At 63.4% G+C, this 9,400-nt stretch carries 6 protein-coding genes and 1 pseudogene; 5 read left to right on the top strand and 2 right to left on the bottom strand.

What is annotated here, in order from left to right; all coding sequences use genetic code 11:
- From kstD to AC2VOP_RS18015, 4 genes are all read left to right on the top strand, one after another.
- Positions 1-1,586: 3-oxosteroid 1-dehydrogenase (gene kstD / locus AC2VOP_RS18000; RefSeq protein WP_486962228.1), on the top strand; the 1,586-nt coding region annotated here is incomplete at its 5' end.
- A gap of 1 nt (position 1,587) precedes the next feature.
- Positions 1,588-2,448, top strand: coding sequence for a MaoC/PaaZ C-terminal domain-containing protein (locus AC2VOP_RS18005; protein WP_486962229.1), 861 nt, complete (start codon positions 1,588-1,590; stop codon positions 2,446-2,448).
- 128 nt (positions 2,449-2,576) lie between these two features.
- Positions 2,577-4,808 (top strand): TIM-barrel domain-containing protein, encoded by a 2,232-nt coding sequence (locus AC2VOP_RS18010; protein ID WP_486962230.1) that lies wholly within the window; start codon positions 2,577-2,579, stop codon positions 4,806-4,808.
- A 255-nt stretch (positions 4,809-5,063) separates the two neighbouring features.
- Positions 5,064-6,131, top strand: coding sequence for a phosphoglycerate mutase family protein (locus AC2VOP_RS18015; protein ID WP_486962231.1), 1,068 nt, complete (start codon positions 5,064-5,066; stop codon positions 6,129-6,131).
- Between the two features lie 86 nt (positions 6,132-6,217).
- Here the strand turns inward: AC2VOP_RS18015 and AC2VOP_RS18020 are convergent, their stop codons facing one another.
- Positions 6,218-7,222: a hypothetical protein gene (locus AC2VOP_RS18020; protein ID WP_486962232.1), complete on the bottom strand. Its 1,005-nt coding sequence runs from the start codon at positions 7,220-7,222 to the stop codon at positions 6,218-6,220.
- A gap of 410 nt (positions 7,223-7,632) precedes the next feature.
- Here AC2VOP_RS18020 and AC2VOP_RS18025 point away from each other — a divergent pair, with 410 nt between their 5' ends.
- Complete coding sequence (locus tag AC2VOP_RS18025) at positions 7,633-8,178, top strand: PadR family transcriptional regulator (protein ID WP_486962233.1); 546 nt, start codon at positions 7,633-7,635, stop codon at positions 8,176-8,178.
- 47 nt (positions 8,179-8,225) lie between these two features.
- Here the strand turns inward: AC2VOP_RS18025 and AC2VOP_RS18030 are convergent.
- Positions 8,226-9,400: pseudogene (locus tag AC2VOP_RS18030) on the bottom strand (hypothetical protein); the annotation flags it as partial.

Genomic DNA, 9,400 nt, shown 5'->3' on the forward strand with positions numbered 1-9,400 from the left:
CCGCGCACTACGGCGGCTCCACCGCCCGTTCGGGCGGCGGCGTATGGATCCCGAACAATGAGGTCCTGGCCCGTGCCGGGGTCGAGGACACCAGGGAGGCGGCGCGGACCTACCTGCACACGATCGTCGGCGACGTTGTCGAACCCGAGCGGATCGACACCTACCTGGACCGTGCACCGGAGATGCTGTCGTTCGTGCTCAAAAACGCACCGGTGAAGATGTTCTGGGTGCCGGGCTACTCTGACTACTATCCCGAGGCGCCGGGGGGCCGCGCCGGGGGGCGCTCGATCGAACCGAAACCATTCAACGCCAAAAAACTCGGCGCCGACCTGCCAGGGCTGGAACCGCCCTACGGCAAGGTGCCGCTCAACGTGGTCGTGCTTCAACAGGACTACGTCCGGCTCAATCAACTCAAGCGCCACCCGCGGGGTGTGCTGCGCAGTGTGAGGGTCGGTGCGCGCACCATGTGGGCCAAGGCAACCGGCAAGAACCTCGTCGGCATGGGTCGGGCGCTAATCGCCCCGTTACGGATCGGACTGCGCAATGCCGGTGTGCCGGTGCAACTGGACACCGCGCTGACCGACCTCTACGTCGAAGACGGCGCGGTGCGCGGTGTCTACGTGCGTCACAACGACACACCCGAGACCGGCGAACCGGTGCTTATCAGGGCACGACACGGCGTCATCCTGGCTTGCGGGGGATTCGAGCGCAACGAGCAGATGCGGGTCAAGTACCAGCGCTCTCCGATCACTGCCGACTGGACCGTCGGCGCCGCCGCCAACACCGGCGACGGCATTGTGGCTGCCGAGAAGTTAGGCGCTGCTTTGGATCTGATGGAAGATGCGTGGTGGGGGCCGAGCATCCCGCTGCCGAACGGCCCATGGTTCGCTCTCTCGGAGCGCAGCGCGCCGGGCTCGATCATCGTCAACGCCGCCGGACAGCGCTATATGAACGAAGCCAGCCCCTATGTGGAGGCAACGCACCGAATGTATGGCGGCAAGTGGGGTCAGGGCTGCGGGCCCGGTGAGAATCTGCCGTCCTGGATGATCATGGATCAGCAGTGCCGCGACCGCTATCTGTTCGCCGGCCTGCCGGGCGGCCAACGTATCCCGCGCAAGTGGCTGGATGCCGGTGTCGTCGTGATCGCCGACACCATTGCTGCGCTGGCCGACGAGATCGGCGTCGACGGTGCCGGACTGCAACACACACTGGACCGCTTCAACGGATTCGCACGGTCGGGCATCGACGAGGATTTCCATCGCGGAGAAAGCGCCTACGACAAGTACTACAGCGACCCGACCAACAAGCCCAATCCGAGCCTGGCTGAACTGATTCATCCCCCGTACTACGGTGTCACGATGGTACCGGGCGATCTGGGTACCAAGGGCGGGATCCGAACCGACGTGCACGGCCGGGCATTGCGCGACGACGGCAGCGTCATCGACGGCCTGTACGCCGCCGGTAACGTCAGCGCACCGGTGATGGGCCACACCTATCCCGGACCCGGCGGCACCATCGGCCCGGCAATGACTTTCGGCTACCTAGCCGCGCTGCACATCGCCCAATCAGTAGCCGGGCTGGCCTGACATGCCGATCGACGTCGACCTTGCGCTGGGCGCCGAGCTGGAGCCGGTCGACTTCTCCTGGACCGCTAGTAATGTCCAGCTCTACCACCTCGCGCTGGGGGCCGGCGCGGACCCGCTGGACCCACGTGAGCTGAGCTACGTGGTCGACCACACCCCAAAGGTGCTGCCGACGTTCGGCTGTGTCGCGGCGTCGTTCAACGAGATCGAACCGCCCAAGGTCAACTGGCCGGGGGTCCAGGTCGACCTGGCCAAGGTGCTGCACGCATCAGAGCGGGTCACCGTGCCGGCGCCGTTGCCACCGTCCGGCAGCGCGCGAGCCGTCAGCCGGATAGTGGGGGTCTGGGACAAGGGCAAGGCCGCAATCGTCGTGCTCGAGACGTCGGTGACCGGAACCGACGGCACCCCGCTGTGGACGCAACACCGTTCCGTCTTCGCCCGCGGCGAAGGGGGGTTCGGCGGCGAGCGGGGGCCTTCGGCGTCGTCCGCTGCACCCGACCGGGCCCCGGATTTCGAGGTCGATATCTCGGTGCTGCCGCAGCAGGCGCTGCTGTACCGGATGTGCGGGGACCGCAACCCGCTGCATTGTGATCCCGAATTCGCTGTCGCCGCGGGCTTTCCCAAGCCGATCCTGCACGGATTGTGTACTTACGGCATGACCTGCAAGGCGATCGTCGATACCCTGCTCGACGGCGACGTCGCCGCCGTCAGGTCATACGAAGCCCAGTTCGCCGGCGTGGTGTTCCCCGGCGAGACGCTGCGGGCTGCGGTCTGGAAAGAGGACGGTCATTTCCATGGCGCCGTGCTGGCACCCGAGCGTGACAACGCTCCCGTGTTATCCGGCGTCCAGCTGACCCCGGCATAGCTGCCGGCTGAGCCCTGCCGGATCGAGACGGTGCTGTATGCATGTCGCAATCCTCGCGTAATGACCGCTGATCAGGGTGTAGGTGAAACGCGCACCAGCTACCCCTGTCGTTGATCATCGGAGCCTGCATGCGGTTGACGGTAATCGGCGCTGTCAGCACCGTTCTGATCGCCGGAGCATTCGTTGCCGGGCCGGCACTTGCCACGGCGGCACCGGTGAGTCGCCAGCTGAGCCTGACCGGGCCAGGATTCCGGGTGCAGTTCACCCAGACTCCGTTTGCCATGCAGGTGTTGAACTCAGCCGGTCAGACGGTGCTGGCGCAGGTGCCCAACACGAGTTTGCCAGAGTTGGCGACAGACGTCGCCGCTTTGCCTTTGGGCATAACCCCGTCGGTTTTGCCGCTTCCGCACCGCTATGCGCCGTTCACCTTCACGGTGGGTCCGCAGTACACCGCCGCGTTTCCGGCAACGTTGTGGGAAGGCAACTTACTCGTGGCAGCGAACGGCGGATGCCAGTACGCGGCCACCGGAGTGCGTTCGGCTCGTCAGGTGCACAACGGGCTGGAACTGACGCTAACCACCGACGACCCGTCGAATCGCACCTTGGCGTTGAGACTCACCGCGTATCCCGGCCGGTTGGGCGTGGAGGTCACCCCCAGCAACACCACCGGAATCGCCGCTATGGGGGACAGCTTCATCTCCACGGGCAGTGAGCATTTCGCTGGGTTCGGCGGCGTGCACAGTGGCCTGGACCAACAAGGGGCACGCTTTCCGAACTATGTCCAAGAGGAGAACATAGACCTCGGCCCGTTTCAACCACTGTTCGCCGTCACACAGGGGAAGCACTATCTGTTCCCCAACGGTCCGCAGGCGGCCTACTACGTCCAGCCACAATTCGTCTCCTCTCACGGCTACGGTTTCTTGTTGGACCAAGCCGAACTCGCCGACTGGCACCTCGACTCGTTCCCCCACCTCCAAGCCTGGCAGGTCAATGTCGCGGCCAATCACCTGAACTACCAAGTCGCAGTCGGTGATCCCGGGCAGGCCGGCAGCACGTTCACCGCGGTCACCGGCCGCCAACGTGTTCCCCCGACGTGGGCGCTGGGTGCGGAGTTAGACCGCGTCAACCCGGTGATCGGGAGGCTTAACGCCGAGGGCTACGCGGCGATCGTCCGCAGCGACTTGGCGACCATCGTCGCCGACCATTTACCGATCACCGCCTACCGCATCGAGGCCTGGCACATCTTGGCCCCGGCCGTTCTGCAGCAACTGATCGGCGACTTCCATGCCCACGGCATTCACGTGCTGCTGTACATCAATGGCGGCTTCCTCAGCTCTTACGCGTCCGGCGGCACCGACGATCCCGCGGAGTACGAATACGCTGTGGCACATAACCTTGTCGCGACGAAGGCGAACGGCCAGCCATACCTATTCAGCTCACCACTCATGCATCCTGGCGCGGTGATCGACTTCACCAACCCGGCCGCTAAAGCCTACTACCAAAGCATCGTGACCGCGGCATTGGAGACCGGGGCGGACGGGTTCATGAGCGACTTCGGCGAACAGGTCCTACCCGACATGCATTTCGCCAACGGCCAAACCGGAGCCACCATGCACAACATGTTCCCGGTGCTCTACCAACAAGCAACCCGGGAGGCGGTCGACGCCTTCGAACAAGCACACCCCGAGCGACACATCTGGTACTACAACCGCTCCGGCTATACCGGCTCCACCCGGTATGAGGCCAGCAACTTCCCGGGCGATGAAACCAGCGACTACTCCCCGGCTTCCGGCCTGGCATCACTTACCTCGGACATGCTCAACCGCGGACTGGCCGGCGCCTACGGCTACAGCACCGACATCGGCGGCTACGTCGACGAACTCACCGGCCCCACCACGAACGAGCTGTTCCTGCGGTGGGCAGAATGGGCTGCGCTGTCGCCGATCTTTCGTCTACACAACGATGGATTCACCGGGACGAAAATGCCGTGGGATTTCACCCAACAGTCCCTGGACACCTACCGCCGGCTCGCCGAACTCCGCCAACGAGCCGCACCGCTGATCGCAGCCACCTGGGCCGATGCCACCAGCACCGGAACGCCTCTGATGCGTCCGGTGTGGCTCGTCGCACCCACCGACGATCGGGCCTGGGCCGCCAACCAGGAATGGCTGCTTGGGCCGGATGTCCTCGTCGCCCCGGTCGTCACCAACTGGGCCACCCAGCGATCCGTGTACATACCCCCGGGTTGTTGGGCCCGACAAGACAGCACTGGAACCTATACCGGCCCAGCCGAAATCACCATCGCCGCACCCTTGTCCGATCTGCCCTATTTCTTCCGTTGCGGCACCAAACCTTTCTGATCACAGGCTCGGGATCTGGCCACCGGTGTCACCGGGCCGCGCAACCGGGGTTGGTATGCCGTCCGTACGCCCACAGCTTTGCTGAGCCAAAGCCGTTGCGTCACGCGCCCGATAACCTTATGATGTGATGTTATCTATGAAGCGCTAGGCCGAATCACGCCTTTAGATTTCAGAAGGTTTTGCTTCGGGCGGGAAGCAATCCCCGCTCGGCGGCGGAGCCTGACACCGCTAGGAAAGGTCTAGGAAGGCACCACCATGCAGCTAGTAACTCTTCGCTCCTGCCCCACCGCGGGTATCGCCATCGTCGGCGTCAGCCTCATCGCCGTCACCCCGTTAGCAGCGCCCCTGCCGCGCGTCCACATGCCTGAGATCCAGCTCACCGCTGGCGAGGCAGACGCTGCCACAGACGTCGTCATCGACATCGTGCGGCATGGGCAAAGAATCTCTGACAATGTCCTGCCCGCCTCGTCGACTTTCGGGCCTCCGCTCAGTCCGCTCGGTGAGGAACAGGCGCAGGCGGTCGGGGAGAAACTCTTCAGCGAACTCGGCCCGGTATCCGGAATCTGGGAGGGGCAGGGAATCAGAGTCATGCAGACCGCGGAACCATTCGCCACGCTCGAACACATGACCCCGATCGTCACTCCCGGACTCAACGAGGTCGGCGGCGGCATTTACGGTAACGACCCGATTGCCAGCATTGGTGGCATCCTGTACGAACTGAACCTGGGGCTCTGGCCGTTAGGGTTCGATCTCTGGCCGACGGTGCCGGGCACTACTCTCGTCAACGGGGTTGCGACTGACCTGAACTTTACCCAGGGAATCGACACGATGTACGAGGGCGCTCTGGCTAACCCGGTCATCAGCGACAACGGCGCGATCACCGCCGTGGGGTTCAACAGTGCAGTGGCACTGACTGACTGGGTGCTGCTCAACGTCAAAAATCCGGACCTCACACTACTCACCCAGCTCACCATTGAAGGACTCAAGAACGGAAACTTGAACGGCATTCTTCCGGACACCGGCATCATCGAAATCGAGGGCAATCCCACCGACGGTTGGACGCTGGTCAGCTGGAACGGGCACAGCGTCCCCCAGACTCCGGATTTGTTCGATCAACTCTTCGTTGACTACCGTGACCTGGTCCTGCCACCGCAAATCGCGCTATGGAAAGGCTTCCTGGACTTCCTCGGCGGAGGTCCGGTAGACCAGTCAATTGGGTATACCGGTGCCGCGCAAAGCCTCGTCGACACTCTCGTACAGAACCTCGCCACGACGGCAGGCGATGCGGTTACGTCGCTCAGCAGCCTCGTCGCATCCTTCTGACATCGGATGCTGATTTGTCAAGGGCAAGGTGAAGCGCCAGCAAAAACCTCGAAAACCTCGGAAACCAGTATCGGCGCTGCCACAGGTCAAGATGCCCGCATCGCCGCTCGGTGTTCTGCCCCGGCTTTGCCCGTGGCCAGAGTGCACAGTTCGGTTGTCAGGGTTTGGATCCGGCGTTGTACGGCAGCGGGGTTGATAGCGGAGTAGGTGTCGGCGAGGATCACCTTGTCCTCGGCGCTGACGGTCGCGTCCGCCTCGGCACGGCGGTGCGGGGTAGTCGGGGTGTCGTATTTTCTCGACATCTTGACGCCGGTGTGGACCTTCGCCACCAACCTTTGATGCGGGTGGAAATAGTTGGTAAGCATCGACTGCAGCTTCCATATCCTGTTGAGCAGCAGGATCTCTGCGGCCGTGTCGCAGCGGTGGTAACCGACCTGGGCGCGGATGGTCTCCCGGCTTCGCTGTTCGCCGCGGCGGTAGCCACCCTGGCCATCCTGGCCGCCCTGGCCACCCTTGTCGCCCAGCGGTGACCGAGTGAAGGTGATCTGACGCTTGATGCACCAGATGAACAGACTTTCGTTGATGCGGTCACCGGCATTGTCGTTGTCAACGCCGAGAATCGGGAAGGGCATGGTGATGGCGATGTCATCGAGTGCGGCCAGCGCGCATTTGTGCGTTGTGTTGCATACGCTGCGCTTCTCGGTCCAGCCGGTTGCGATGTCGGTGACTGTCAGCGTCCCAGCGCGCCGACCGAAAACGTCGCCGCCATCGCGGGGCACAAAGCGGACTTCGACGAATCCTGGCACGGCGTTGCGCCGTTCGGTGCAGACGCGTGCCGGAATCCGGCATTTGAGCAACCGGCCCGGTTCGGCGCTGCCGCGGTGCTCGAGTTCGTGTTTCCGCCGTTCCGGTGCCAGCCGTCGGTCGATGGTGGCCGCCGACATGCCAGTCAACAGGCTCGCGGTGTCGTCATCGATGTCCAGCTCGCCGAACCGGCGGAGGGCCGACACCAGCTCGCCGAGCACCGGAGCCAGCCGTTTGCCGGCCGGCATGCCGAGCACCGACCAGCAGAACACCAGCGTCGCAATCACTTCGGGACCGTACTTCGGAGGTCGTAGGCGCCTGGCCGCAACGACAGTCGGCCGCCCAGCGCGGCGCAGTGCCTTGCGTGCGTGATCGCGATGCCAACCGGTGGCGGCGCACAACTCGTCCAATATCCGCCGCTTGTCCGCCTTGCAGGCTTGTCGATAGCGGGTAGCAACCGCCCTTGTCACGCTCTTGCGTTGCGTCATCGTCCTTCCGATCGCCCAGGCTTACTGCGTCGTTCCGGAATCGCTGCTTCGACATCGTTTGGTCGACAGACGACAAGTGTTGCGTACGAAGAACCGGTCTGTCAAATCGGTTCATCGCACCTATTGTTACCGGCTGGCGTGCACAGACACAGTTACCGCACCCCTACGTCAGATACGAAGTACCTGTCAAGATGACCTACACTGGCGACATGCGCCTGACGACAGCGAGCTACGTCATGCTCGGAATGCTCTCGCTGGGGGCGAAATCCGGATACGAAATCCGACGCTCGGCGGAGTTGTCGTTGAGGTACTTCTGGGCCGTCTCACCCGCCCAGATCTATACCGAGCTAGCCCGGCTCGAGGACGCCAAACTCGTCCGAGGCGTCGACAGTACACGTGGTAAACGACCTCGACGAACCTTTAGATTGACCGCAGCCGGACGCGAAGCGTTGCGAACGTGGCTTCTGCAGGATGACTTCGGCCGGATCGAGATTCGCGACCAATTTCTCTTGAAGCTGTTCTTCGCCGACGCCCTCGACCAGCATGAGGTGCACTACCTCATCGAAGCGGCCCAAGCCCGCTCGGGTACGGCGCTGCGGACGATTGAACAAGTAGCATCACCCGCGGCAGAAAAGACCCTCGAGCGCCACGGAGCGTCCTACCCGTCGCGTGTTGCCGCGTTTTACACAGAACTCCACCAATTCATCCGTGACTGGTGCGATCGGTTGCAGGACGACCTGGCGGGCGAGGGCTGACGCGTCTTCCTGGCGGTGCGAGATCTCGTCGGCCCCCGCGCCTGCGCTCACGGCAACAGATCGAACGGCACAGCACTGGCCATCGGTGCGACGTCCGCACCCTGCGAGGCGATCTGGGAGCTGATTTCGGTGCTGAGCGTGCTGAAATCGGCCAGCGCCGTACTCGGGTTCAGCGCCTGTGCCACCGATTGAGCCAGCTGTGACAGCGAGTCGACGAAGGATGCGGAGCCGCTGGAGGACGCCGAATAGCTGCTCGCGTTCATGATCGACACCGCCAGGTCGTCGCGCGCGTTGAGCAAGCCGGCGGTGATGCTGGTGGCCGGATCGGTCAACGTCTCGTCGACGACCGTGCCGAGCCCGCCCAGGCCGGTGAACAGGTCTGTCAGCACCTGCGACCCCTGGCCGGACGAGATGGAGCTGTGCATTGCGTGAATGGTTTGCTCGACGACGACCTCCAACCGCAGCAATGACAACAGGGTGGGCATCGTGACGTCGTTGACCGCTAGGGACGAGTTGTCCTTGAGCGCCAAGAGAGCACCGACGGGGTCGGCCACGGTGTCCTTGACGAGGGTCAGCGGGTCGGGTATCAGCGCCGGATTCAGCATCCGGTCGAATACCGACGGCACGTCCTGCGGAAGGCCGTACTGCGTGCTCTGACCGCCGAATATCTCGCCGAACATCTGCGGACCCACCGCGGCCTTGATCTGATCGTATTCGAGGTTGGCCCCCAACCAGCCGGTGTTTTCGTTCTGGTCGTGCGTGTAGTCCCATTCGAACAGGCGTAATTGGGCGTCGGCTGCATATTCCGCGGGTGTGACGGTGGGGGTGTCAGCCGGCAGATATTGCTTGACATCGGCGACGTCGACGACTTCGGTCGTTACCGGTAGTGGGGCCTTCGGAACGGACTGCAGGCCCTGAAACCGTAGCCAAATCCCACCGTCTGCGGCACCGTTGTCATTGAGCCAGTTCGCCACCCCCGGGTCTTGGCTACTGATGACGTAGTAGGTGTAGCCATTGGGATCGTGGAACGTGTCGGCGAAGTTCAGGTTGCCCGTCGCGGTCCCCGAGGGAGCAGTCTGCCCATACATATTGGTCACCATCGCGCTTGAGTACGAAGCGTCGATAGTGGGCACCTTGACGATGAGCGCCTGATCAGGTTGAAGCGAGTAGTCACCGGCGCTAAGCCATTGGTTGTTGCCCGTCAGCAGCGGCCCCGGCATGA

The sequence above is a fragment of the Mycobacterium sp. TH-M106 genome (genome assembly GCF_057473765.1).